Source organism: Methanosarcina flavescens, from assembly GCF_001304615.2.
GTDB lineage: Archaea > Halobacteriota > Methanosarcinia > Methanosarcinales > Methanosarcinaceae > Methanosarcina > Methanosarcina flavescens.
This window is the reverse complement of record NZ_CP032683.1, coordinates 1,487,390-1,513,599: the sequence shown is the minus strand read 5'-3', so window position 1 is coordinate 1,513,599 and position 26,210 is coordinate 1,487,390. Positions and strand designations below refer to the sequence as shown.

Here is a 26,210-nt window from a genome sequence, read left to right as displayed (position 1 = left end):
ATAAAAACCGGAACACTAATTATGTATCCTGAGAATAACTTTGAAAATATAACTTCCGGTGTATTTTGCCGACAGATTTCGCTATATAACTTAAGCCAGAACCAGGGTTGACCTGCGCAGTTTTGAGGAGGACTGAATATGGAAACTGGAGAGAAAAGGGCAATTGGAGCCAAGAACTTTCTTTATCCCATGCCTACTACCCTCGTAGGGGCTCAAGTAAATGGAAGGCCGAATTACCTGACAGTCGCATTTTGTGGAATAGTACAGGCAAGCCCTCCTATGATCGCGGTGACCCTGGGGAAGATGCACTATACAAACGTAGGAATAAAGGAAAACCAGTGTTTTAGTGTAAATATCCCTTCCAGGCATATGATTGAGGTCACAGACTACTGCGGCATAGTCTCCGGAAAAAGAATTGACAAATCCAAAATTTTCGAAACTTTCTATGGACAACTTGAAAAGGCTCCAATGATTCGGGAATGCCCTGTGAATCTTGAGTGCAGGCTTGTAGATACACTGGATCTCGGAGGCGCGAGCGAAGTGTTCATAGGAGAAATTATTGAGAGCTATGCAGAAGAACGGTTTCTCTGTAATGAGATTCCTGATATCGAGAAGATCGAGCCTATAGTTTTTTCAATGTATGATAACAATTACTGGGGAATAGGAGAGCGCCTGGGCAAAGCCTGGTCTGCCGGGAAAAAGTTCGGCGAGAGCAGTAATGAAAAAAAAGCTGAAAACAATGAGCTGAAGGAAAATAAATATTGCAGGTGTGATTGGAAGGAAATAAGCAAAAACTAAGAAATATAAAATCGGCCTTTTACTGGAAAGACTATCCTGATCACTGGTTCAGCTCACAGGTACTTTATTTATGGGGGAATGGGGGTTTAGTAATTGAAGATAACAGTATTCAGCGGGAGCCATAAAGGCAGGGAAGGAAACACTCTAATTATGGTTGAGGAATTCCTGAAAGGGGCAGAGGAAGCAGGAGCAGAAACCGAAAATATTTTCCTGATCGAGAAAAACATTGGGTACTGTAAAGGAAAGTTTGAGTGCTGGCTCAAGACACCTGGAATGTGCACGATGCGGGATGATATGGATGACCTGCTTCCGGCTTTTATGGCATCGGATATTGCAGTATTTGCATGCCCAGTTTATTTTGATAACGTGCCAGCTGTTATGAAAAATTTCATAGACAGGCTTGCTCCTGTCCTTTTGCCTCATTTTGAAGAGGACGAAAGGGGTGAGTACAGGCATGCAAAACGCTATGAGAAGTTTCCTAAAATTGCTGTAATCTCAAATGCCGGGTTGCCCGGTCAGACAAATTTTGAGGTTGAAAGCCTTTTTTTCAGGAGGCTTGCAAGAACCTTTCACACTGAACTCGTTGCTGAGATTTACAGGGAAGAAGGAGAGATTTTCAGGGGCAAAAGCAATATCATACTAAAACCTCTTCTGGGAAAATATAAAAAATTGCTCAGGTGCGCAGGAAGAGAGATTGTCGAAAACCAGAAGCTCTCAGAAAAAGTAGTCCGTGAACTTGAAAAACAAATTGTGCCCGCAAGCCTGTATATAAAATTCGGGAATGAAGAATGGGATAGACTGTGCGAGCAAAACAGGGTTGACTGAAAGAGGCTGCAAAAAGCATGAAGACATCTCAAGCATTATCGGGTACTCAAAATAAATAAAAAAGGAGCAGTTCTGGTAAACCGAACTCTCTTTTAGTTACGAGAAAAGAAAAAAAACTTTTTTCTCCTCACTAAATAATTCAGCTGGGCTTTTTTTGACCTGTGGACTGCTCTTCTACAGACCATCTGCTGTCTTTAATTAGCCCAAGAACTGCCTTCTACAAGGTCTTGCAGGCTGTATTCCATGTAAGGGGCATTGCTCCTGTTAATAAGTTCCTGGCAGACTTCATCCGGTTTTCCATCCATTATAAGAGCTCCGTTTTCAATCAATATGGCTCTATGGGCAACTTCACGGACAAAATCCATATGGTGGCTCACAAGCACAATGGTTGTGCCAAAGCGTTCGTTGATTCTTTTTAAGGAGTTTGTGACATCCCTGAGGGTTACAGGGTCAAGGTCTCCGAAGGGTTCGTCAAGCATAAGGTACTCGGGAGAAGTTGCGAGGCTTAAGGCAATGAAAGCCCTGACATGCTCTCCTCCACTGATCTGGTAGGGTGTCTTGTCAAGAACCTCCATTGGGAGATCAAGTGCTTCAAAGACGGGCTTTGCATATGCATCAACATCAGTTATCGGGATTGAAGGAAAGAGTTCGGAATAGATGGTATCGCTCAGGTTTAACTCCCGCAGTGCAGTTGCTTTTTCATCTTCGGGCATATCAGGCAAGCGGTATATCGTATCAAGGGTTTCATCTGAAAGCCCCATATCCATAGCTTTTTTCCTTGCGTATTCGATTGCACCCTGCTTCTTCATGCTTAGCCTGAACCGGATCTGGTCCCTGACAGTAGAGTTAACGGACATAGAGAACTCCTGATTCATGATACTCATAATCCGCCTGAGTTCCATACGCTTTTTGCTATATTGGGTGACATCTACCCATTCTCCGTTGCAGAGGTACTCAACAGTTCCTTCCTTCGGCTTGATGAGCCCTTCCATAAGCTTCATAAGCGTTGTTTTTCCAGCTCCAGATGAGCCTATAAGCGCAAGAATCTCTCCTCTGTAAATGTCGAGAGAAAAATCTTTTATATTAAGGACTTCCCCCATCCGGATAAGGGAATAGCGTTTCGAGATTCCCTTAACTTTAATGCAGACCTCTTTTTTCTCAGGCTGTGCAAGCTCTTCCCTTGGTTTCATATTCCTGAGGAAATTTTTTAGCACCCACGCAGGGTCTCCGTCGGCTACGATTTTTCCATTTTCAAGAAAGATTAACCTGTCAGCAAGATAGGCATGAATTTCCGGAAGGTGAGAAACCACTATAATCGGGATATTCAATTTCTTTTTCAGGCTCTTTATTACATCAAGAACTTCCTGTTTTGTGTCTGGCCCGGTCATTGTAACAGGCTCATCGAGGAGAAGGAGCTTTGGCTTTGCGGCAAGCTGCCTTGCCATTACGACTCTCTGCTTTTCTCCCCCGCTAAGGAGATTGGTTGAATGAAGTGCTTTATGCTCCAGGCCCACGAGCTTCATGTACTCCATTGCTTCTTCAAAGAGTTCATCGTAATCGTTAGTTATCTCATGAGGAAGGTGTTCAATCGGGGGGAGGGCTTCGTGCCCTACTCTAAGGTAATTTAGTTTTCTCATTACATTTTCAATTGCAGGTCCGTTCCAGAGTCCGAAATTCCGCTGGAGGTGTATTGCACTTACGCTTTTTAGAAATTTCTCCCCTTCAATTCCTGAATCAGGGGTTATAATTTCTCCATCGACCTCCACGGTTCCCTGCTGAAAGGGTTCCACTCCCCGGATAATGCGCAGCAGTGTTGATTTCCCACTTCCGCTTCGACCTGTAATCCCGAGAATTTCTCCATCTTCCACCGTGAGGTCGATATTGTCCAGCACTCTTATCTTTTCGGAACGTACCTCATAATCTTTAACCAGGTTGGAAATTCTGAGCATAATCATACCTCTTAGTGTTGATCGCAAGTTAATGCCGGACCCGTACTCTGTTCTGCAATTCTGCCAATCGTATGTGGTAATTTGTTTTCATTCTCTCCATTTTTCGGATCCTTTTGCGCCATACAGTCTTATACTAAAATAGGAGTCAAATATTACCTTATAACTATTTATTACAATCGGCTGCTGTGACTTGGGCTTCAACAGCATACAATTTCGCCCTGAATGTTCAAAATTTTCCGGAACAACAATATCTCAAATTTAAAACTAAATGAGAAGTTTCCTAGGACTGAAAACCTTATTTATTTTTATTTAGCCTCTTCTGATCTTAATAAAATCTACTTAATCAAATAAATGAGTTTTCATTCCTGTTCAGCTACTAAAAAGTGAATTTTAATTTCTGCGCAGGCGTTAAAGATAGTCTCCGCTCTGGAAAAGTTTTCTGGAAAAATAAATATTTTAAAAGAAGTATGGAATTAAATAAGCTCTTTTTAAGTAAGCTCTTTTTAAGTAAGCTCTTTTTAAATAAGCTCTTTTTAAATGAGCTTTTTTTAAATAAGTTCTTTTTAGAGCAGGCAGCACATCCCGAGTCTTTTTTCAGGCATCATCTTTTTATCGCTGATACAATTTCAGCCACCTTTGCAGTAACATCTTTTACTTCTTCAAGAATGGTGCCGGTAACTATCATATCTGCACCTGCAGAAGCACAAAGCTTTGCAGTTTTTGCGTCTCTGATCCCACCGCCAACTATGAGTTTGTTCTCTCCGAGTACTTGCTTGACAGCTCCTATCATCTCAGGGCTGATAGGCGTATCAGCTCCAGAGCCAGCCTCAAGGTAGGTGTAATGCATGCCAAGATATTTGCCTGCAAGGGCATATACAGCAGCAATTTCAGGCTTCTTCCTGGGAATCAGTTTTGCGTCTCCTACCCAGCCAACCGTTCCTCCGGGCTCGACAATAATATATGCCATGGAGATAGGTTCGATCTTGCTTCTGTACACAAGCGGAGCTCCAAGCACCTGATTTGTGATCACATACCCTATGTCTCTCGAATTCAGCAGGCTCATGAAAAATACGGCATCTGCATACCTGCTGAGCCCGGCTGAACTTCCCGGAAAAAGAATGGTTGGGACATCTACCTTTTCTTTTATTTTTATGACGGTTTCATCAAGCAGGGTTCCCGACGCTCCGGTTGAACCCCCTATCATGATGGCATCGGTGCCTCCCTTAACTGCTGCAAGGGCGATTTCAGCGGCTCGTTCAGGCGTCTGGGAAGCGGGATCTATAAGGGTAAGATGAACTTTTCCTTCTTGATCAATGATTTTCTGAAGGTGTGCTTCCACCTGCAAAAAAGATCATGCTCCCTTGGATTCCTTGGATTTAACCCGAAGAGCACTGCTGCCGCATTTTCTGCAGCGGGTTGCTCTTATTGCGTTCCTAGCATTACACTTCATACAAATCTTCTTATTTAATAATCTTTCTTCTGCTTCTGGAAAACGAGCCATTTTTGTAACCTGCTATTATTTTTCAATATTGATAAGGTATATAGCCCGCTTAATGGATGTTAAGGGATATAACGTTTTTCATCAAAAAAGCCCGTCTTTTATTGAGTTTGCAATCTTTTTTACTTTTAACAAATTCGTTGTTCTTTTGTCCTGCCAACTCAAAGTTTATTTATTGGTTACGTTGTTTATTCCCTGGCTCTATGCTTAACCCAAAAGCTAAACTGTAATCAAGTTGGCATTGAGCTATAATTAAGTTAATCGAAATCTAATGATACTAAGAATCAATAAGGCTAACTAAGGCTAAAATCATTAATTTAACCTGAGACTTTCAGATTCGAAATATAATTCCCTATTAATTTAATTCCCTCAGAATTAATTAATTCTTATCTTATGAATGGTGATTGATGTGGCGATTCATCCTATAGACTACCGTTATGGTACGGCAGAAATGAAACACGTATGGAGCCAGGAGAACAGACTTGCAAAGATCCTGCAGGTAGAAGCTGCCCTTGCCCTTGCTGAGGCAGATATGGGTTTGATTCCAGCAGATGCGGCTGAAATCATATCCCAGAGTATTTCTTCTGTAAAAGCCGAAAGGGTTGATGAAATTGAAGCTGAGATCCACCATGACATGATGGCTGTGGTCATTGCGATTTCTGAACAGTGCAGAGATGATGCCGGAAAATGGGTACATTTCGGAGCTACTTCAAATGATATCCTGGACACGGCGACAGCTCTCCAGATTAGAGACGCAATCGATATTCTGGAAGATAAACTCAGAACTTTACTCAGGGCCCTGGTTAACCAGGCTGAAGCACACAAGCAGACGGTCTGCTGCGGAAGAACCCATGGACAAATCGGGGTTCCAACAACTTACGGATTGCGTTTTGCGATCTGGGCTTCGGAGATCTCAAGGCATCTGGACCGTCTCAATCAACTCACTCCGAGAGTGACAGTTGGGCAGATGACCGGAGCAGTCGGGACCCAGGCTGCCTTTGGAAAGGCCGGAATTCTTATCCAGAAACTTACTATGCAGCATCTTGGAATCGGGACTGTAGATGTTTCCAACCAGATTATTCAGCGGGATAGGCATGCCGAATTTGTAATGTGGATGGCAAATACAGTCACGACTCTGGATAAGATAGGTATAGCAATCAGGACTCTCCAGCGCAGTGAAATTGCTGAGATTGAGGAAAGTTTTGGAAAAAAGCAGGTAGGTTCATCTACCATGCCTCATAAGCGTAATCCTATAAAGTCCGAGCAGATATGCGGACTTGCAAAAATTGTAAGGGCTATGGTCGAGCCTGAGCTTTTAAATAATACCCTGTGGGATGAAAGAGACCTGACAAACTCTTCCTCTGAGAGGATAATTTTCCCTGAAGCCTGCGTGCTTACGGATCACATCCTTAAGCTCGGGATAGACGTGATTGAAAACCTGAGGTTCTATCCTGAGAACATTCGGAGGAATCTGGAGCTGCTCAGAGGTCTCAATATGGGCGAAGCTGTAATGATCGAGCTTGCAAAGCGAGGAGTAGGCAGGCAGGAAGCCCACGAACTTGTGCGGACTGCGGCAATGAAAGCCCATGATACGGGGCAGCATTTTAAAACCGTACTCCTGGAAACCCCCGAAATTGCAAGATATCTAACCGTTATGGATATTGAGAACCTTGTAAACCCCGACAAATACATAGGGACTGCAGTTGAGCAGGTTGAAGTACTTGTTACAAAACTTCGCGAGACCTATTCCCTCTAACCTTTTTCTCTTTTTGAAACCACCTGACGAGAGATCCTGAGAACACTTGTCATGAGAGCACACTTTTTATTCCTGCAACTGTTGCTCGAAAACCTCAAGATTCTCCCAGCTAAATTCTTCCGGAGGGCAGGCTCGTATGCATCGCTGGCAATGGGCACCTTCACACAGATCAGTACTTATCATAATTCTGTTTTCTTCATCAATTGATATGGCTCCAGTTGGACAGACTTTAATACACTTCTTACACTCGGGGCAATCGACAACCATGGTCATGTAGGTTCCGACTCTTTCAAGTACATGAAGCCCCTCCTCTCCGAGAACCGGAATGTCTCTCTCCACACGTTTCTCAATACTGGGCTTTTCTATAGGATCTCCGAGCGCAGGAAGTCCCTTCTTTTTGAGGTGTTTCTTAAACATCTTAAAGGGCATACCCTCTTCCCAGTATGCAAGTTCGAGTACATATGTATCCCTGAACTCCGGAGCGGTAGCAAACATTATGTGTGTGCCTATTATCTTGCTTGCAATGTCCTGGAGCTCCCATAACCTCTCTTCTGAAAGGAGGATTTCGCGGGCTACTGCAAGTGAGGTGTTCCCAAGCTGACAGATTTTTCCTGTCGCGTATGGGATCAACCCCACTTTCTGAGCTTTTGCCGCATCCATATATGTGCCGGCAGCGCCCGCCATATAAGCTGTGTCGATATCCGTCATTTCAATACCTGCAACGGAACAGAGCGTAATATGCCCTGCACGGATAGCACCTATAGCTTTTCCAGCTTCTACCAGGTCTTTCTCAGAGAAATCTATCTTGTTCTGCAGATGAATGAGTCTGTCAGGGGTATTAATTTTAGGGAGCTCTATAAGGCCGCTTTCCATTCCTTTCTCTATTAGCGCTATAACTCCGGTACCTGTAATTCCTTTAGCTTTGATCTGACCTTCATTAAGCACTTCTCCTGTTGCCGGGTCTACGAGATCTCCCTGAACAGATTTCATCTCTTCGCTAAGGACAAAATTCCTTAATGCTCCATCCTCAAATTCGATATCTGATATGGCATATGGAGATGCAAGTTTTCCGTGCTTTATCTGCTGTCCTTCAAGAGCAGGGCCGGCAGCTGCAGACCCCGTATAAATTATATCTTTTACTTTAAGGGCCATTTCTGCATTTGTCCCGTAGTCCGTAGCAATTGAGATATCGTTGCTATCAAGCATTCCAGATTTTACTATCAGGGCAAGAGCATCTGCCCCGACTTCGTGCTTTATTGCAGGAGGAACTACGACTTCACAATCATACTCATCAAGCCCGGAGATTTCGCTGCTATGTATTATTCTGGCGCTTCTATCCTGTTCCTGTATGTTGTACTTCTTTTTCTTACGTTCCCCTGCATAGGCCAGGTCTTCAATGCTTATCCCCTGAAAGATGGATAGCTGGATTGGATTTCCGCAGATTGAGAGTCTTTCAAGTTCCTCACTTTTCACATCAAGAGCACGGAACAGAATCTTCACCGCATTTATGGAAAGCCCATGTGCAAGCGCCTGCCCGTAGCGAATTCCAAAGTCCATGTGATCCATCACATTCGCTCCGGGCAGAGGGTTCCTCAAAGTTATCACTGTTCTTCGGATCTCTTCTGTATCCAGATCGATTTTCTGAGCTCGATACCCGCTGGTTCCAAGGTCAATTGCAACTCCATAACTCATAGAACTCCCCTTTATCTCCCTATTTTGCCGGGTATTTAATTTGCTAATAAGCCGTTTGAGATTTATTATACATTATTTTGAAAAATAACGTATAAATAAATAGGGGGATTTATTCCTCCCCTTATATTTTAAGATCTGTTGAGTTCCAGTTTATTACTTCTTCTCAGTTTTTTAAAGAATGCCTTTTTATCTTTGTCCTTTTCTTTTGGAGGAATTGAACATTTTGATTCTATAATTAGAAAATAGATATCGGGAGGAATATGGTTACGATATACTTATATATTAAAAGTGTCTTTCTATAGCTGATGAGCTAGTCCGGGTAGCCCGGCGTTACCTGTAACCCGAAATCGCCGATATGCGGGGGACGAAGCCAAGGGAAGATGCGTCGAAGGGGTTCCAGCCTGGAACCTCAACGGAGAAGCCCCGTCCTGCTGGGATGGTGCAGGTATGAGGGTTTGCTGGAGAGCAGGTTCTCATACCCTAACTGCGGAAACCGGTCGAGGCCCGGAAGGGAGCAGACTTACCGTGGGCAACTGTCGCTTGCAGGGGTGCGGGGTGGAGGAGAGGGTCCAGCCTACTGGGGTCTCCAAGATGCAGCAACCTGAGGCGTGCTCATCACTTAACACATAAGGTAATTTGGAACAAATAAGGTAATTTAGTTTTATAGCACAATTATGTATCTCTTAAAAGATAGTCTGTGCGAGACCTTTTCCCCGGAAAAGATTAAATATATGGACTGCGTTTAAGGGGACGCGCTTCTTAAAATCCTTTGTGACGAGATAGCCAAGCCCGGTATGGCGCGGGATTGCTAATCCCGTGATGCTCCGCATCTCGGGGGTTCGAATCCCCCTCTCGTCGTTCTCTTTTTCAAGTTTATCCTTGAATTATTTCTTTTTAATTTCCTGATCTGTTTTATAGCAATCTGCAACTGGATTCTATACAAACTGTTATCCTGGCAGGTTTTCATCTCGAATTCATAGATTCTGGTTTCTGATTATTTTTATACTGAACTCATAGATTCTAACTATTCCCATACGAAACTTATCAGACTTCTCGAATACACCTTTTTAACGTAGCTACCTTACAGCAGGATGAATCCCTCAGTATTGAAAGCATGACCAAAATAGGTGTCAGAGATTAGTACAGATATAAATAGATCGTAAAAACACCAAAATAGGTCGTAAAAACACTAATTGCTCGATGAGATTAGAAAGCTTTGCGAAGATAGTTTGGAATAAAAATCAAATACTCTCTGTATAAAAAAACATAGACCCCGTGGTTTTTGAGGCTGGAGGTTTTAGTCACCATATCCTTTCTTCTATTGCTATACTTTTTCATATTATCGTTAGAATAATATGATATTAACCCTTGTTTGTATTGCCTTCCTGTTTGAAAACCAAACTAACTGAAAATAATCGGTTAAAACCAGAAAATCTGAAGGTCTTTGTTGGTTCTTGGAAAAGAAAATTTAAAGGCAATCAACAGGGACCACATGCAGAAAAGGGAGAAAACCTGTAAACGTGCGAAACGTGTTTAGAATCCTTGTCAGGAAATATTAAGTCTTCAGTTTTGGAGTTTCTATCATAAAAGTCGTCAATTTTCAAGATGAATCTTTATATCATATTAATTCAGATAGATTTTAATTCAGATAGATTTTAATTCAGATAGATTTGTACATACAGATCCAAGTTATTACATAAAGAGCTTAAGATGCAGGCTTCAATTCTCTAACGGGTCAAATTAAATCTTAATCTCTCTGGGAGTCAAATTGAGAATTAATATATTTACTGAATTTTTAATGCATTCCTGTACACACAAACAGTAATATATACGCATCTTGTTTAATATATATATAATCTGGTGGAGCTTTTATGACTAATATTATTAAAGAAACTTTTCAGGAAGTAGCCCAAGCGGTCTTTCCCTTAGCGCTAGCAATAGGGTTGCTGCTGATTTTGTTCGTCGGTATAAGTTGGAACGATCTTATTTCCTTTTTAATAGCTACGGCAATAACTGCAATAGGAATGATTTTTTTTCTAACGGGGGTTAAGGTAAGTATGCTCCCGATAGGAGTGGCAATTGGAGGTGACTTGCCTAAGCATAACTCACTGGGGTTCATTGCATTAGCAGTATTTTTATTCTCATTCTTTGTAACCATTGCGGAACCCAATGTAATTGTTTTAATTAACTTGGTTGATTCAGCTCTGCAGGGTAGCATAGATAACAATTTACTGTTATTCTCCATAGCTTTTGGAGTAGGTTTCCTTATGGCTATTGCCATTCTGAGGATAATCTATGGAACTCCGATCAGATATTTATTTGCTGCAATTTATTCATTTATACTCGTGCTGTCCTTCTTCGTACCTGCTGATTTCCTGGCAATCTCCTTTGATTCCGGAAGCGTAACTACCGGGGCTATAATTGTGCCTGTGCTTATGGGACTTGGAGTCGGGGTAGCTTCAGTATTGCAGGATAGATCTGAACTGGATGGATTTGGGCTTATAGGCTTGGCGACTACAGGTCCCATACTGAGTCTCATGCTTCTGGGGGTTCTATCTTCATGAGTTTGAGCATAGGAGGAATTTTACCTGTAATTTTAGAAGTTATTCAGTCAATTGCTCCTCTAATAATTTTCTTCACAGTATTCCAGATATTGTACTTAAAATTGCCACCGTCACAGTTGGTGAAACTTTATACAGGGTTAGCTTTCACTGCAATAGGTCTGATTTTGTTTCTTTATGGAATCTATAATGGCTTTCTTCCTGCGGGAACGAAAATAGGCGAATTTTTTGGTGATTCTAGAAGAAATTTCTTGATCCCCATAGGTTTTATCCTCGGTTTACTTGCTACTCTTGCAGAACCTTCTGTAAGAGTATTATGTTATCAGGTCGAGGTGTCTTCCAATGGGTATATAAGATCAAATCTTATGCTTTACACGCTTTCCTTAGCAGTTGCCCTGTTTGCTGCTATTACAATGGCAAAAATTGTCTATAGAATTCCATTCCTGTACATAATAGTTCCAGGTTATTTATTTGCCCTTGTTCTATTATGGCTTTGTGACAGAGATTTTATAGGTATAGCGTTCGATGCAGGAGGAGCTGTAACAGGTCCGATGGCTGTATCTTTTCTTATGTCTATGGCTGTAGGAGTAGCTACAGCATATGAGGGTGCAGACCCTGTAGCAGACGGCTTCGGTCTGATCGCAATGATAGCACTCGCACCTATTATTTTTGTTATGTTGCTGGGTGTTTATATAAGATTTAATGGAGGTATAAAAAATGTGCAATAAGAGTGAGTTTGTGTTAATAGTAACAATTGTCAAAAAGGGCTGGGGCGATGAGGTTATTAAAGCCTCAAGAAAAGCCGGTGCTCAGGGGGGAACAATCTTATTTGGTCGTGGTACAGGGATTCATGAAAATAAAAAAATTCTTGGCTTGATGATTGAACCGGAAAAAGAAATTGTACTTACAATAGCCAAGTCAGATATTGAAGATGATATTAGGAATAGTATTATTGAGGCTATAAACCTTAACGAACCCGGAACTGGCATAGGATTTGTAGTTTCCCTGGATAAAGTATTTGGGATTTGTCATCCTTTTTATGAAATGGGGTGTCCTGAGAAAGAAACCTGAGCTTTTGAGGGTTCTGAGCTCATGAAGCTTATAATTTTTGGTTCTGTAGAGATCTCTAAAGCAAGAGGACTTCAATATTTGAATTAATAAAAATGATGTCTTCTTGCTTGTTTATTTTTTTCTTTTTTTGAGCTAATTTAAATGAACTTTCTACAGAGTCGGTTTGAAATCTTCGCTTAGTGAAATTTACAGTTTTTTCTGCTTTAATTGTTATTTAGATAGAATATAAGATGCACTTTTTTGGGGGGAAACTATTCTCTGGTTTAATTAGTAAAAAAGAGGAAAAATAGTTTCTGATTAAATAGTAGATTTAAGAGGATCCTATTAATCTTATATACTGTTGGAGAGAATGGGACCCTAGATTTTATGCAATATGAGTTAGATTTTTACGCAGTATGAAAGCAAGAAATCAGAAAAAGTATGGTAAGGCAAACACAAAATATAATCTCAATATATTTTAAAAACTTATCTTCCATAGTTTTAGTATACACTAAACCCCTATAAATTATTTCTCCTGTTTCATCTGTACAGCATAAAATTTAAATGTAAAAATTTCCAAAGCAAGGTTGAAACCTTCAAATATTAACATGTATCCTTAATTTGCGTCTTGATCTTCGGAGCATTCTCATATAGGCAAAATACTCTAGCCTAAAAAACTTAAGTAATAACTAGAGTAAACTTAAAATTGCTATAAAATAGATTTGGGCAAAAGGATAGTATGTACAATCTGCTTAAAAACTCAGTTTATATATACACATACTTAATATGCTTTCTAACTGCTTCTCTATTTCTATCACCCAGTCTTAAGTTCGGCACTTGTATTGAAAATATTTTCATGTATGAAGGCTGTGAAGCTGACAGTTCGGAATGAAAAACTCGATTGGCTTCATTTTGAGACAAAAACATCGCTTATTTAACGGTAGAGGGTTTCTTCATCAGAAACTAGTGGCAAGCCTGAAACTTAATCTCTTTTACCAAAATATTAAATCCATAAAATTTATTCAGATAAACTTAGCTTTCCCGATTCCATGAGGCAAATAAACCCGCAGAAAAAAAGTAAAATAATTTTTTTTATTTCCTGAAAAACGAGACCTGGCAACTGTGCGGCTCCGGATTAGTAAGTTAATCTTTCTTCCATGGATTAATGGCAAAGCATCTCGAAAATCAATTTTAGTTTCCAAATATATTTATATAGAATGGAAGATAATTTATTTAATGGGCATCTGTGGATATAACGACTGCTAGCTTATGCCATCAGTCAATCTGAAGCCTGAATAAACAGGTTAAGAAGAAAATAATCAGGAGGAGTAATCTATGATGCAATCATTTATAGTAGAACATTATCTAAATAAGGATGTAGATGTTTACTGTGGTGGGCCTGACGTTTTCAGGGGAAATGTAGTAGCCTGTGCCGATAATGTATTGACGCTTGATAGTGAAGGGAAACTTACCCATATAGCAATCGACAAAATAATAGCCCTGTGGGGTCAATAAGCTCAAGATTATATATTAAAAACATCATATTAATTGGGATAACCGGAACAGGTGAAATCTTATTTGTTTTCTAAACCTGGATAAAATTGGATAAAGTGCTTGGCGACTGGATCGGACTTTGTTCCCGGAAAAAGAAGTTAGTTCAAACCAGCAGGGTAAGAGAGTCCGTCATATGGGGAAAATATCTGAGGTGCAAAGAAATGCAGTCTTTTATAGTGGAAAACCTTCGAGGTGAGGTTATAGATGTCTACTGTGGGGGTCCAGATGTCTTTAGCGGAAGCGTAGAAAGCTGCGCAGACAATGTGCTCTGTCTTGAACAGAATGGAAGGTATACGTATATAGCAATGGATAAAATCATAGCTGTATGGCGTGCACAAACTCCATAAAAAATTTACTGAATGAGGGTATACTGGATATAATGGAAAAGTCTGGAAGTAAGAAGTTCCTCCTTTTCCACCAGTTTTTAAGCTCTCAAAAGACTCAAGCTGTCCTGCCAGCTTAAAATTTTTGTATATGTTGTCACTTTTTTATTTTCGTAGCTTATGCTTTTATACGGCTTTTCGCATGGGAAGCAATAAACTCCCTCATCAGTTTCGCCCCGAGCATGGCGGTTTGACCGGAATCATATTCAGGGGCAATTTCTACAACATCAAAAGCCATTGAGAAAGGAGCAAGCGTCCTTATTGCAGTCCTTACGTCCCTTGCACTCAGGCCGAAAGGTTCAGGCGTGCCCAAACCGGGGGCATAAGCCGGATCTATTGCATCCATGTCAAGGGAAAGATATAGCTGGCTGCAGTCAAGCCATTCGAGAGCTTCTTTAAGGATCTCTACCATACCTGTGGATTCCACATCATCGGCTGTATAGTATTTCAGGTTATTTTCCCTGGCAAAAACCCACTCTTCTTCAGGACCGCTTCTTATGCCTATAGAGACCAGGTTCTCTGTAACCTCATTGAGAATATTTCTGGACACGCAGGCATGGTTATGCTTAAAACCCCTGTACTCTTCCCTCAGGTCGAAATGAGCATCCAGAATGAGTATTCCGAAATCCTCTCCTGCAATTTCGGCACAGGCCTTTGCCATAGCAAAGGTCAGGGAATGCTCTCCTCCAAGCATAATGGGAAGCTTTCCATCTTTCAGGAGGTCTTTTGTAGCTTCGTAGAGGTTTTCCAGGGTCTCGTCAACCGAGGCTGAGGTTTCCAGGTTTCCGGCATCATAGATAGGTAGGTCCACAAGATCTATGTCGAAAGTCGGGTTATAACTCTCAAAATTTGCAGAAACCTGCCGCATTGCATCTGGAGCCCAACGGCTGCCTGCCCTGTAAGAAGAGGTGTTGTCAAAAGGCACACCGAAGATAACATAACGAGCAGACTCATAGTCTGCAAGAGCATCTATAAAGGAATTGGGTAAAAACATAATGTAACCTGTATAATTATTCGTTTAAAAAAGAATGGTTCAGGTTTTTTAACCTGAGTTTTCAATTGATTCTAGTAGTTTAAGTCCTTATGTCGAGTTTGATCTTGCCGAGGGCTGTGATGTAAGAAACTTCCTCACCCTCTTTGACCTTATCCTTGTACTCATCGGGGATTACAATCTCAAAGGTTGAGAAGTCTCCCATGTCCATGAGCTGGGCAATGTCACCAGTAATCGAGATTACCTGCGCGGTTTTTCTTTCCACGATCGGGACATAGATTTTGTTTGCAACGGAACCTATGTAGGAACGCTTCTGGCCATCAAAGAGGCCGATAGCCTCTACCCTTGCCTTTGCAGCTCCATGCTTTCCCGGTTTGGATTTTGTAATGCTCTTTATGACGCATGTTTCGTCATCAATAATTACGTATTTCCCTTCTTTGAGATCTTTTACTTCTACCTGCTGTTTCATAACGATTCTCCCTTACGTTTTTAGGATATTTATAAATAAGCTGTAAAACACAGTTCCGGGTTCCCTTGATAAAAATTCCGCGATCTGGTGAAATAATATAAGAAGGCTTTCTTGATTTTTAAGCCTGCCTCTTACTCTATCCATGCATCGCTTAGACCTGCATGGAAAAACTGGAAAATATTCCGAGCTTGGGGGTGCCTGCAGAATTCATCCATAGATCGAGAACTAATACGATTAATTATCCATGACTATATAACGCTTATGCGAGATTTTGCGCCTTTGAGCCAACTTTCGGGTAAAACTGCCCTGAATATCCCAAAAAATCGTGGTTAAGGATAACACCAGACTGAAGGAAATACTGTATCTCAAAGAACATTGTCCTTCCGGTTCTCTCTTCAAAAATTGAGTCCAAGCTCTTTTAATTTCTCCAACCTGGGTACTCCTTCATCATCCCAGCCGCGGTAATGGTAGTACTCCTGAAGCGTAGCTTTAAACTCCTGCCTGGAAAGTCTATATCCTTCATTCTCTCCCCCGTTTTCAAACAACCTCTTAGGAAGGGTGTCATCTTCGCAGGTAAACCCTGCTTTAAGGTTATAAATTCTTTCAAGATTATAGATTCTTTCTCCAACCTTCAGGAGTTCTGCAGGTGATATTTCTATACCTGTTCCCGAAAGCAGGAGAGATGAACCGAGTTCTTCAGTAAGGGCAAGACCTGAGAAGGGACAGAATACAAAAGAGTCAAGCACAGCAGTCAGGTTTTCAAATACCTGAAGGATACCTGTTTTTCCTTTGAGGCTCAGGCGGTCAAGATTCACAGGTTTTCCAAGCACCTCGGGTCCTACCATGAAAGCAGTCAGGTAGTCTCCACCGTGGCTGGATGTGGCATAAGCCAGTGCCTGTCCCTTTACTCCTCGTGGATCAAAGCCTCCGAGTTCAAGCCCCTTCACATCCATGCTTAAATCCTCTCTCTCAATGCCTGAAAGATATCTTTTGGCTCCGCTCCCCATTTTTCTCCCTTCCCCGATTTCCAGGAGCAGGGATTCCAATCCTTTAGATTCTATTATTCCAGGCTTGAGTTCTGAGCACGCACCGAGCACGGAACCTACCGAGACCGGATCAAGCCCGTAATCCTTGCATATCCTGTCCGCTCTCAGCACCGAAATCAGGTCAGGGTTTTCAAGGTTAAACCCGAATGCCCAGAGGGAATCATAATCAGGCACAATCTGCCCCGTTCCTTTAATCTTTTTCTTGCAGCCCAGGGGACAGCCAGGGCAGCTCTCTTTTTCAAGCTCAAAAGCGGATTTGATACTCTCTCCTGAAAACGCATCTGCAAAAGAAGTTCCTCTCTTGGAAAAGTTTCTTGTTGGGATGAGATCCATATAATCCAGTAATTTTACAAGAGCGCATGTGCCGTAATTTGCAAGTCCTTTAGATAACACGGGGCTCGCATCAAAAAGTTTCAATACTTTTGTCTCAAGCTCCCGGAATCTATATGGATCGGAAGGTAAAAGTTCGGTTTCTCCTCTCACGACCACGGCTTTGAGCATCTTTGAGCCTGCAACCGCACCAAGACCCCCTCTTCCGCTGTTAAGAAAGTCTACAACAAATGAAGAAATAAGAACCTGTTTCTCTCCTGCCCTGCCTATACAGGCTACGCTGCCTTTTTCCTTAAGAGCTTCAGTACATGCCCTGACATTCTTTCCCCAGAGCTGTCCTGCCGACAAGATTTCAACATTTTCCTCCCCAATCTCTATATATGAAGGTCTTTCTGCCTTTCCGGAAATGATCAGGGCGTCAATTCCGGCTTTCCGGAGTTCTCTCCCGAAGCCCCCACTCACATTCCAGCTAAATATTGTACCTGTCAGCGGCGACTTCGATGTCAGGACTGCTCCAGAAGCCATTGGAGCAAGACCAGAAAGAGGTCCGGAAGTAAAAATTAATGGATTCTCCGGGCCAAGAGGATCATTATCAGGATCTGTAAGTTCAGTAAGCAGTTTTACCCCAAGTCCTCTGCCGCCCAGATATTTTCTAATTAAACTTTCTTCAGTCCTGAAGGTCTTCACCGATCCTGAACTAAGGTCTACATATACTGTTTTTCCTGCCCAGCCATCCATATTGATTCCTCTATTCTCTTTCCCGGTTTGCTCTTTAATCCTGATTTCTGATCTTACTTCTCTAATGCTTCCTTATTTCTGATCTTACTTTTCTAATGCTTCCTTATATCTTTTCCAGGTTAGTTCTCTTTATATAACATGTTTTAGAGTTTTTTATCCCTTCTTGCTGGTTATAGATTCGATTTTAACTCTTAATTTGCCTCGATCTGATCTATTATTTTCTTTGCTTCCCTTACCATATAATCCGCTTCATCAGCCGAAATCTGCTTGCATGCCTTCATTTTTTCAGCGAGATGAATGAAGGATTTAAGCATTGAAACGGCTTTTGCGTTGTCACAATTTTCATAGTGGCACATCGAGGTATCCAGAAGGGTAGCCAACTCTGTTTTTGTTTTGACCTGGCATTTATATGTACATTCTACATATTCCTTAAGAGCCAGTGTCCTGTAGAGGGGCGTTAACTCAGAAGAACAGTTGTCTGGAGTCTGAGTTTCGTCGTCTGTCCCGTCATCTGTTCCCGCATCGGATTCATTGTCTGGAAACTCAGTACAATTGTCTGTATCATTTTCTGTCTCGTTTCCATTCACAGGCGGCACTTCATCCAAAGCAAGGGTAAACATGTAGATATCCTCGTTTCCATTGCGGGAGTCCTGCCAAACTATCCTGTTCTCATAGATAGCAGGATAATTTGCTGATCCAGTGCTGCTGATTTTACTTTCAGTGGCAGTGGAGATATTGTACATGTAAATATCTCCCGGTCCCCACTTTTCTTTATCAAGCTTTCTGTTCTCACGCCACACTATCCTGTCCCCGTAGATGGCTGGGCCCTCTGTCTCTTCTCCTCTGGTAGTTATTCGAGTTTCAGTCGCAGTAGAGAGGTCATACATGTAAATATCCCAGTACCCGCTGCGATGATCTTTCCATACTATCCTGTCCTCGTAGACGGCGGGTTGCTCTGCGAATCCACTGCTGGAGATCTGAGTTTCTTTCTGAGTAGAAAGGTTATACATGTAGACATTGGATCCGTTGCGTCCGTCTGCCCAAACTATCTTATCTTCGTAGATCTCGGGACTGGACGCTGATCCGCTGGTACTAATTTGAGTTTCCTTTTTGGTGTTGAGATCATACATGTAAATATCAACATATCCTTCGTTGCGCTGATCCATCCATACTATCCTATCTCCATAGATAGCAGGGTCCCACTGGTCTGACTTATTGGTAGTAATCTGAGTCTCTCTGGATGTGGAAGGCTCATACATGTAAATGTCCCAGTTTCCATTGCGATCATCTGCCCATACCACTCTATCCCCATAGATATTCGGATTCATCTGGCACGATTTATTAGGAGTTACCTGGGTCTCCGTGGAGGTCGAGATACTATACATGTAGATATCTCCGTTTTCAAAGTCATGCTGGTTTCCATTACGCCAATCCCTCCATACTATCCTGTCCCCGTAGATAGAAGGAAGCTCCTGATCTCCTTCATTGGTTGTAATCCGGGTTTCCGTACCTGTCGCCAGCTTCTCTTCTGCAACAGTGGTAATCCGGGTCTCTTTTGAAGTTGAGAGGTCGTACATATAGATGTCCGACATGTCATCGTAAGTCTCAGCATTCCTTTCATCCGCCCATACTATCCTGTCCCCATAGATAGCAGGTTGCTCCTGATTTGATGTATTGGTTGTGATCTGGGTTTCCTTTGAGGTGGATAAATCGTACATGAAAATGTCGCCGTTTGGTCGGCTAACGTCAAATATATTACGCCCATCTTTCCACACTATCTTATCTTCATAGATAGCCGGCGAGCCTGAATAACCAGCTTCGCCGATAATTCTTTCAGTAGATGTAGAGACATCATACAGTTTGACAATGTAGTTTGATCCAATTGTTTCAGCCGAAGAAACAATCCTATCTCCGTAAATGAACGCGTCATAGTTCAAGTCCCCAGTCTCGCCAGATCCTCTATCCGCGCCCCAGAAATATGGTGTGACCCGAGTTTCTGTGGAAGTAGAGATATTGTACATGTAAATTGTTCCGTCCTCAACCCAGACTATCCGATCTTCGTAGATATCAGGCTCAATTTGATCGTACGAATTATTTGTTATCCGGATTTCCGTGGAAGTGGAGAGATCGTACAGGTAAATATCCTGGTTTCCATTACGGGAATCCTGCCATACGATCTTATCGCCGTAAATAGCTGGGTTGATCTGATGTGATTCGTTGGTTGTGATTTGAATTTCTTTCTGTGTGGATATATCATACATGTAGATATCCCAGTTTCCAGGAGGATCCCAGTAATTTTCGCTTCCTCCGTTGCGGGAATCCTGCCAGACTATCCTGTCGCCGTAGATATCAGGATTTTGCTGCTCTGCCTCATCGTTTGTGATCTGAATTTTAGCGGAAGTGGAAATATTGTACATTTGAATATCCCAATTTCCATTACTATCATCCTGCCAGACTATCCGGTCTTCGTAAATAACTGAGTTTCTTTCCGAACCTGCAGTTGCATTCCCTATGGTCATCAAAAATAGAACAAAGAATATTCCAGAGAAAATTACAGTTCTGTTATCAATTTTCATTTAACTTACCCCTTAATCCATAAAGGATTTCTACCCCTGGTTTGAAGTGTTCCAGAATCCGGTTTTCATTTTTGCACATTGAGTTCTAATTTGCAGGAAGAATTTTCTTTACAACTATTCAGGTGTACGAGACCTTCAGCTTCCACTCTGAAAACCTTTTAGAACTTCAATCACAATCTTCAAACTTAGTCTTTTAATCTACTAAAGGCACTGAGTTCTGGAGCCTAATTGTGACTGTGACATTCAAAAAAACAGATCAAAAAAAGTCTCAGCTTTTTCGCTGGTTCCAGGAGACCAGGTTGAAAGAATGGATTTTACCCTTTCAATTCTAAAAAAATTATATGCAGTACAGAATATATATTTTTCGATTTAAGCTAACACCTAATATTTTAAATTAATAATTAATAATTTAAAATAATAAATAAAATTCTTATTTTTTCCTGGATGTTTTTTAAAAGGGCAGATATGCTTTTTTTACTAATTTGAAAAAATAAATTTATTATCCATTCTCCCAGAATTTACCGATTTTAGGATCATATCCTGAAAATCCTGAAAGAGCTAGTCTTTAAGACAGGTAATCTCAAATATTATTGTATGAATCTGGAGAAACCTTACATCGTTTCTATATATGCCATTCTCCGGAATGAGAAAGGCGAATTCCTGCTTCTCAGGCGGTCGGAAAACTCTCACAGCAATCCGGGAAAATGGGATCTGCCAGGGGGAAAGCTGGTCCGTGGGGAACCCCTTGAAGAAGCTGTTGTGCGGGAAGTCTGGGAAGAGACCGGGATTTCAATCGTGCCTGGAGATATCGCAGGATATGCCACCTTTGAGCTTCCGGAAAAAAAGGTAATTGCTATAATATATAATGGAGGATATGTTATTGCTGATGTAAAATTGAGTCACGAGCATGTGGAATATACATGGAGTTCTCTTAATAACATCCTGGGAATGGATACTCTTCCTGACCATTTCAAAGAATTCTTTAAGAGATTCGCCACGGAAAATAAAGAACCTCCAGAACTGCCTATTTAATCCAGATTTACTTTGAGGTCACTTTAAGAAAAATTTACTTGAAATCAAATTTACTTGAAATATTTCTCCTCAAGTGTTTTCCTTTTTTTCCTGCTGTGCAGCCAGCTTACTCCGAGATAGAGGAGAACTGCCAGAGCTGCAAAACTTGCTAGACGCAGTACATTGCCGTACTTGCTCAGGAGGAGAGGATTTATGTTATCTCTCAGCTCATACTCGGGATACATTATATCTCGCCTGTTGCTGCTGTGACCCAGGCCGAGGGCATGTCCAAATTCGTGTTTTGCAATAGAGAGCATTGTAGCATCCCCGTACTGACGCCAGGCTTTCCCCTTGTAGTTTCCGACCTCAAGAACTATATCCACCCGTACAAATCGCCCATCAGATACCGTGGGGCTTGCATAACCGGCTACGCCTGAGGGAGCTCCTTCAACACTTTCCAGGTTTTCTACCCATTTTATCCTGATATCAGCATCTTTCGAATCAACAAATTCGAAAACAGGTTTGTATTTCAGGTTTCCATTTCCTCCTTTCTCCCAGTATTCCATAGCCTTTTCTATCTGTGTATAATAGGTAGGGCTATAGTGTTCGGGAACATTGGTGTTATCTATATATACAGTAATAGGGGAATGGTCCCACGGATAGTCCAGAATCCTTTCTTGATTTGCATTGGATGCAGCCGAAACAGCGGGTAAAATAGGTACCATCAGTAACAGCACAAAAAACAATTTAATTCCGTAAATACTGTTTCGATTTATACGAATCAGCCTCCGTACTAAATGCTATCTGACCCCGAAAACTTGACGTAAATGTATCGATCTCCTGAATATATCTACATATCCCACAGGTCTCTCGCATATATTCGCATAAGTCTTATGCAAAAGCGTGGTCTGATTGGCGGATAATATTATTTTAATTGTTTACGGAGATACTCCCGGCAGTAGCTTCTCTTCAGAGAACTATTCTATAAAAATTAGAAATTTTTTATAAATTTTGTAAAAATTTATAAAAATCTGACTGATATGATTGATATATTACTGGATCTTCCTATTCATTTAAGAGTTGCTCTGGAGATGTCACATATCTCACAGTTGGGATCAGGACAGTGTTTTTCTTCTTCCTCTTCCTCACATCCATCACCCGGGAATTCTGATGCAAGCGCCCTTGTACTTTCGGCAAGCACGGCAGCATTGGAAATGGATGCTCCTATCATAATGGCGTAAAATATCTTTTCTTTTTTTATCCCTCTTCTTTTTGCAATTCTAATGTGCATTTTCAGGCAATGCTCACAGCGAAGAGCAGAAGCCACACCTATGGAAATAAGTTCCACCGTCTCCGGGTCAAGATTCTTAAATTCCCTCATTATGGAGTTATCATAAAGCGTTTTTGGAATAAAAATCTCCGGAAGGTCCTTCATGAAGTTCATGATGTAAGGAACTTCGCCATACTGATTCCGGACATCCTCAAGGAGTTCAGGAACGGCTCTCTCAGGGTCCTCTTTCAAAATTTCCACAATATCCTCAAGCTCCATACGAAACCACCAGCATAGATCAACGTGGAAAAAGGGTTCAGTCACCGTTTTCCGGGTCAGGCTTTACAGTTTAAAGGATAAGTGAAAATACACGAATCCAATAAAAATGCAAAGTTGATAACTCTTAACACAACAGAATTCGGATCAAATTGCAAAACCAACGTCAGACTTAGATTTGATTTTTATCAATATATAATTTTTCATTTTTGATTTTGAAATACTTGCGAGTTCGGAAAGTGTGACCCCTTCATCAAATTCAAGTTTCTCAATCCTTTCATGGAATTCATCATAAGGCAGTTTGACTCTTAACCCATTGAGCTGAAGGGTAAGTGGGGCTGGCGAAAGTACAGTTCGGATTTCAGGAACCTGGTTTTCAATCTCTTTCATAACTCTGGCAGGAAGCACTGCGAGGGGATCTTTTGCTTGTTGCTTACGGATATTGTCAGCAATTTTCCCAACCCCTTCATTGAGTTTTTCAAGGGCGTTAATTTCTTCTGCTTTCCTTAGTCTGTGGGAAGTCCTTCCGATATTCCCAACATAGAGATCTGCTCCGGCAACTTCCTCGGTTTTCAGGTCAGGCCCACCTGTTACCACGATCGGGATTTCTATGCCTTCAAAGAGTTTTGGCTTCTTGTTTATTATACAGTCACTGAAAGACCCGAATGTGAAAACTGCAATATCGTGCTCATTTATCAGTTTTCTTTCATAATCCATAGACAGAGACACTCTGCGCCCCATCCCCCTTGCAAGGCCTATCATGTTCGTGTTGGCTCCAGGGTGGCGGAGGTACTCGGCTACGTCACAGGCTGAGTGCGGAAGGTGATGAGAGGCAAGGGTAGGGGAAACAACTGCAATCTCAACTCCGGTCAGGGGAGCTTCTACCATTATCCCTAACAGTTCGTCAGATAGCTTTTTTACTACTGGGATATCTTTTTCAGGGATAAGCATTATGAGATTTACTTCAGTCCCTGTGACCACTTTCTGGATTATGTAGCCTCCCAAATCTTCCAGCAGCTCGATTAAAAGCCCATGCTTGTGGACACCACCTGTGTAAAGGTAGGGTTTGAATACAGCCATCTTACGTTTTCCCTCCTTCCATCAATTTCTCGAGCATTGTTTTTGTTTCTTCGATCCATTCATGTTTTAATGCTTCCTCGGACGCTACGAAAATAAACTTGTTGCCTTTATACAGGTGATAACGAACTCTGAAGCCCTCGGGAGTAATGCGGATTGCAAAATCAACAAGATTCTCATGAAGTCTGTGCCTGGGGTCTGTGACAATCATATCTTTAAGAAAACTCGCTTCTTCCTCTGGCCTGTCCGTACTTATGGCCACAGTCCAGCGATCAGGCTGGCTGATATTAGCTCTCCCGTAACGTTCCCAGAGTTTTCCCAGTAGCTCCGGGATATATTGCTCTTTCTTTATTGAGATTATTATCTCGCCTGCAACCGGTTTTGCTTCTACATCGGCAATATCAATTGTTGTATCTCTGGTTCCTACGTCCCTAAGGATGATTGCCATTTGAAAGAGGGAGTCTTCAGGTCTCAGTACAACCTTTATTCTCCCTATTGCCGGGGCAAGCCTGAGACTTGCCATGTTGTCTTCGATTATTTTCCTGTAAAATTCCTGCTCAGAAGCGATTGCGGACTCGACAGCAAAAACCTCAAGCGAATCCATCTTTTCCTCACTCCTCTACATATCCTGAAGCAAGCAAAGCTGCTCCTACTGCTCCTATAAGGTGAGAATCTTTGGGCACGAGGACATCGATCTTGAGGAGCCTTCCCAGGGCTTTTGGAACTCCTTCAATCAGGGATGAGCCGCCCACAAGAATCAACGGTTCTCTTACATCCACTTCCTGCAACTGCTGCTCGTAGATCTGTTCCACCACGCTGTAACAAGCCGCAGCCGCCACGTCTTCAGGTGTAGATCCTTTAGCAAGGGAAGTTACAAGGGACTGGATTCCGAAGACTATACAGTAGCTGTTCATGGATACCCTTTCGTGCATCCCTTTGACTGCCAGGGCTCCGAGTTCGGTGATGTCTACCCCAAGCCGTTTTGAGATCATTTCAAAGAAACGTCCTGAGGCACCTGCACAGATCCCGCCCATTGTAAACATTCCGGGTATTCCGTCTTCAACCGAGATTGCCTTGTTGTCCATACCACCTATATCAATAACGGTTGCAGGGCCTTTCTGCTTGTCTGCAAGATAGACTGCTCCTTTCGAATTGACGGTAATTTCTTCCTGGATAAGCTGAGCTTTAAAATGGTTCCCTATAAGGAAGCGTCCGTATCCGGTAGTACCCAGAGCCTGGATTTCTTCCCTGGAGACCCCGGCTTCTTTCAGGGCAATAGAGTACGCCTCTTCGGCGCTTTCAAGGACTTTTGTTGTGGGTACCCATCCCTTGCCTATTATTTTGTTATCCCTCATTATCACGGCTTTTGTAGTTGTCGACCCAGAATCTATTCCCGCAGTCAGTCCTGTCTGAACCTCCCTTGTAAGGAGGTGCCTGCGTCTGACAATCGTGGTCAGGGCTTCCAGACGCGTGAGCAGGGTACCTGCCTTTGTGCTTTCAGTAAATGAGTAACTGATTACCGGGATTCTGGAGTGCCTGAAGATGTACCTTCTGATCTCATTTCGTACAATAGCCCCTTCGGCACAGCGGAAGCAGGTAGTAATAAAAACTCCATCCACATTGGTTGTGCCTTCGACGACAGCCTTTGCCCTGGCCATCATAAGCCTTAGGTCCCCGCTTGCAACCTCAAGCCCGAAATCCCTGCCTATAGTATCTATAGATGCAATATCAACCTCAGGGAAAACAAATTTTGCATTCACTTTAGCTGCAGCTTCTTCAAACTCGGGCTGAACTCCAGCATACTCAGAGCCACAGGAAACCAGCGCAATCTTTACAACCCCGGATTTTTGAGCGCTCATTCCTTTCCCTCCTCTTCTGATGATTCTTTCTCTCCCGCCTTTTCCTCTTCTTCAGGTTTTTCCTCGGGCAGCATTTTAAGGAATTCTGCAATTTTGTTTACAAAATCGCGGGCTTCTTCGTCGGACTCCGGATACTTTACCTCAAGAACAGGGACACCTTTTGAGCGAATCAGATATTTTATCAGTTCGTTTGTACGGTTACAGCCCACACAGCCGAAGTCTGTGGGCGGGTTCTCAACTATAATTGCAGCTTCTGCCTGTTCTATAAGGGGACCCATAAGGGACATTCTTCCTCTTACTCCAGCCGGGACTTCAATTGCAGCATATTTAAGACCCAGTTTAGGGTCTTCCGGAGTTATATTTATAGGAGGAGAATCCAGGCTGAGACTTGTAACTTTTTCTCGGACCTGGCTCATAATGGTTAAGGGTTTGTGCCCGAAACGTTCAACTAGGTCAGCCAGAATAAGACTGTTTAGAGGGTAAATGAAAACTTTTGCCAAA

General features: G+C 42.1%; 24 protein-coding genes, 1 tRNA gene and 1 other RNA gene. 11 read left to right on the top strand and 15 right to left on the bottom strand.

All coding sequences use genetic code 11. The features are described from left to right. The first annotated feature begins 138 nt into the window (after window positions 1-138). Both AOB57_RS06790 and AOB57_RS06785 read left to right on the top strand, forming a co-directional pair. Window positions 139-798, top strand: coding sequence for a flavin reductase family protein (locus AOB57_RS06790; protein ID WP_054299802.1), 660 nt, complete (start codon window positions 139-141; stop codon window positions 796-798). Between the two features lie 93 nt (window positions 799-891). Next, window positions 892-1,623, top strand: a complete 732-nt coding sequence (locus tag AOB57_RS06785) for a flavodoxin family protein (RefSeq protein ID WP_054299803.1) — start codon at window positions 892-894, stop codon at window positions 1,621-1,623. Between the two features lie 194 nt (window positions 1,624-1,817). Here the strand turns inward: AOB57_RS06785 and AOB57_RS06780 are convergent, their stop codons facing one another. The 4 genes from AOB57_RS06780 to AOB57_RS06770 form a co-directional block, all read right to left on the bottom strand. Beyond that, a complete protein-coding gene (locus AOB57_RS06780) occupies window positions 1,818-3,572 on the bottom strand; it encodes an ABC transporter ATP-binding protein (protein ID WP_054299804.1) in 1,755 nt (584 codons plus the stop codon). 456 nt (window positions 3,573-4,028) lie between these two features. Further along, entirely contained in the window at window positions 4,029-4,151 is a 123-nt protein-coding gene (locus AOB57_RS15030) for a pentapeptide repeat-containing protein (protein WP_394339705.1), read from the bottom strand. A 22-nt stretch (window positions 4,152-4,173) separates the two neighbouring features. Continuing rightward, window positions 4,174-4,917 (bottom strand): geranylgeranylglyceryl/heptaprenylglyceryl phosphate synthase, encoded by a 744-nt coding sequence (locus tag AOB57_RS06775; RefSeq protein ID WP_054299805.1) that lies wholly within the window; start codon window positions 4,915-4,917, stop codon window positions 4,174-4,176. 6 nt (window positions 4,918-4,923) lie between these two features. After that, window positions 4,924-5,073 carry a 50S ribosomal protein L40e gene (locus AOB57_RS06770; protein ID WP_048167348.1) on the bottom strand — a complete coding sequence of 50 codons (150 nt, stop codon included), beginning with the start codon at window positions 5,071-5,073 and terminating at the stop codon, window positions 4,924-4,926. A 406-nt stretch (window positions 5,074-5,479) separates the two neighbouring features. On the opposite strand from AOB57_RS06770, the gene purB reads away from it, so the two are divergent. Further along, window positions 5,480-6,826, top strand: coding sequence for an adenylosuccinate lyase (gene purB, locus AOB57_RS06765; RefSeq protein ID WP_054299901.1), 1,347 nt, complete (start codon window positions 5,480-5,482; stop codon window positions 6,824-6,826). A 66-nt stretch (window positions 6,827-6,892) separates the two neighbouring features. Here the strand turns inward: purB and AOB57_RS06760 are convergent, their stop codons facing one another. Beyond that, window positions 6,893-8,518 carry a methylamine methyltransferase corrinoid protein reductive activase gene (locus AOB57_RS06760; protein WP_054299806.1) on the bottom strand — a complete coding sequence of 542 codons (1,626 nt, stop codon included), beginning with the start codon at window positions 8,516-8,518 and terminating at the stop codon, window positions 6,893-6,895. 303 nt (window positions 8,519-8,821) lie between these two features. On the opposite strand from AOB57_RS06760, the gene ffs reads away from it, so the two are divergent. The 7 genes from ffs to AOB57_RS06725 all read left to right on the top strand — a co-directional run bounded on the left by ffs (window position 8,822) and on the right by AOB57_RS06725 (window position 14,030). Continuing rightward, an RNA gene (ffs, locus tag AOB57_RS06755) (signal recognition particle sRNA) lies at window positions 8,822-9,136 on the top strand. Between the two features lie 155 nt (window positions 9,137-9,291). Further along, window positions 9,292-9,376: transfer RNA gene (locus AOB57_RS06750), tRNA-Ser, on the top strand. Between the two features lie 1,013 nt (window positions 9,377-10,389). Then, a complete protein-coding gene (locus AOB57_RS06745) occupies window positions 10,390-11,082 on the top strand; it encodes a DUF1538 domain-containing protein (protein WP_054299808.1) in 693 nt (230 codons plus the stop codon). Further along, window positions 11,079-11,807 (top strand): DUF1538 domain-containing protein, encoded by a 729-nt coding sequence (locus AOB57_RS06740; protein ID WP_054299809.1) that lies wholly within the window; start codon window positions 11,079-11,081, stop codon window positions 11,805-11,807. Before AOB57_RS06745 ends, AOB57_RS06740 begins: the two co-directional genes overlap by 4 nt. Next, window positions 11,797-12,150 (top strand): P-II family nitrogen regulator, encoded by a 354-nt coding sequence (locus tag AOB57_RS06735; RefSeq protein WP_054299810.1) that lies wholly within the window; start codon window positions 11,797-11,799, stop codon window positions 12,148-12,150. Before AOB57_RS06740 ends, AOB57_RS06735 begins: the two co-directional genes overlap by 11 nt. Before the next feature lie 1,314 nt (window positions 12,151-13,464). Then, entirely contained in the window at window positions 13,465-13,644 is a 180-nt protein-coding gene (locus AOB57_RS06730; protein ID WP_054299811.1) for an MM0924 family protein, read from the top strand. A 200-nt stretch (window positions 13,645-13,844) separates the two neighbouring features. Further along, entirely contained in the window at window positions 13,845-14,030 is a 186-nt protein-coding gene (locus AOB57_RS06725) for an MM0924 family protein (RefSeq protein ID WP_054299902.1), read from the top strand. Between the two features lie 154 nt (window positions 14,031-14,184). Here the strand turns inward: AOB57_RS06725 and speB are convergent, their stop codons facing one another. From speB to AOB57_RS06705, 4 genes are all read right to left on the bottom strand, one after another. Further along, window positions 14,185-15,060: an agmatinase gene (gene speB / locus AOB57_RS06720; protein WP_054299812.1), complete on the bottom strand. Its 876-nt coding sequence runs from the start codon at window positions 15,058-15,060 to the stop codon at window positions 14,185-14,187. Window positions 15,061-15,139: 79 nt separating this feature from the next. Beyond that, the gene (locus tag AOB57_RS06715) at window positions 15,140-15,526 is read right to left on the bottom strand and encodes a translation initiation factor IF-5A (protein ID WP_054299813.1); all 387 of its coding nucleotides are present in this window, start codon (window positions 15,524-15,526) and stop codon (window positions 15,140-15,142) included. 395 nt (window positions 15,527-15,921) lie between these two features. Continuing rightward, the gene (locus tag AOB57_RS06710) at window positions 15,922-17,640 is read right to left on the bottom strand and encodes an aldehyde ferredoxin oxidoreductase family protein (protein ID WP_054299814.1); all 1,719 of its coding nucleotides are present in this window, start codon (window positions 17,638-17,640) and stop codon (window positions 15,922-15,924) included. A 191-nt stretch (window positions 17,641-17,831) separates the two neighbouring features. Further along, a complete protein-coding gene (locus tag AOB57_RS06705) occupies window positions 17,832-20,216 on the bottom strand; it encodes a hypothetical protein (protein ID WP_054299815.1) in 2,385 nt (794 codons plus the stop codon). 594 nt (window positions 20,217-20,810) lie between these two features. On the opposite strand from AOB57_RS06705, the gene AOB57_RS06700 reads away from it, so the two are divergent. Next, complete coding sequence (locus AOB57_RS06700) at window positions 20,811-21,248, top strand: NUDIX hydrolase (protein ID WP_054299816.1); 438 nt, start codon at window positions 20,811-20,813, stop codon at window positions 21,246-21,248. Window positions 21,249-21,298: 50 nt separating this feature from the next. Here AOB57_RS06700 and AOB57_RS06695 read toward each other — a convergent pair whose 3' ends face one another. From AOB57_RS06695 to AOB57_RS06670, 6 genes are all read right to left on the bottom strand, one after another. Further along, window positions 21,299-21,952, bottom strand: a complete 654-nt coding sequence (locus tag AOB57_RS06695; protein WP_054299817.1) for a matrixin family metalloprotease — start codon at window positions 21,950-21,952, stop codon at window positions 21,299-21,301. Window positions 21,953-22,296: 344 nt separating this feature from the next. Continuing rightward, entirely contained in the window at window positions 22,297-22,776 is a 480-nt protein-coding gene (locus AOB57_RS06690; RefSeq protein WP_054299818.1) for a carboxymuconolactone decarboxylase family protein, read from the bottom strand. A 144-nt stretch (window positions 22,777-22,920) separates the two neighbouring features. After that, window positions 22,921-23,853, bottom strand: a complete 933-nt coding sequence (locus tag AOB57_RS06685) for a methanogenesis marker 7 protein (RefSeq protein ID WP_054299819.1) — start codon at window positions 23,851-23,853, stop codon at window positions 22,921-22,923. A 1-nt stretch (window position 23,854) separates the two neighbouring features. Beyond that, window positions 23,855-24,454 carry a methanogenesis marker 17 protein gene (locus tag AOB57_RS06680; protein WP_054299820.1) on the bottom strand — a complete coding sequence of 200 codons (600 nt, stop codon included), beginning with the start codon at window positions 24,452-24,454 and terminating at the stop codon, window positions 23,855-23,857. 7 nt (window positions 24,455-24,461) lie between these two features. Beyond that, window positions 24,462-25,709, bottom strand: a complete 1,248-nt coding sequence (locus tag AOB57_RS06675; protein ID WP_054299821.1) for a methanogenesis marker 15 protein — start codon at window positions 25,707-25,709, stop codon at window positions 24,462-24,464. Next, complete coding sequence (locus tag AOB57_RS06670) at window positions 25,706-26,209, bottom strand: methanogenesis marker 5 protein (protein ID WP_054299903.1); 504 nt, start codon at window positions 26,207-26,209, stop codon at window positions 25,706-25,708. The genes AOB57_RS06675 and AOB57_RS06670 overlap by 4 nt, the downstream gene beginning before the upstream one ends. Window position 26,210 lies beyond the last annotated feature (1 nt).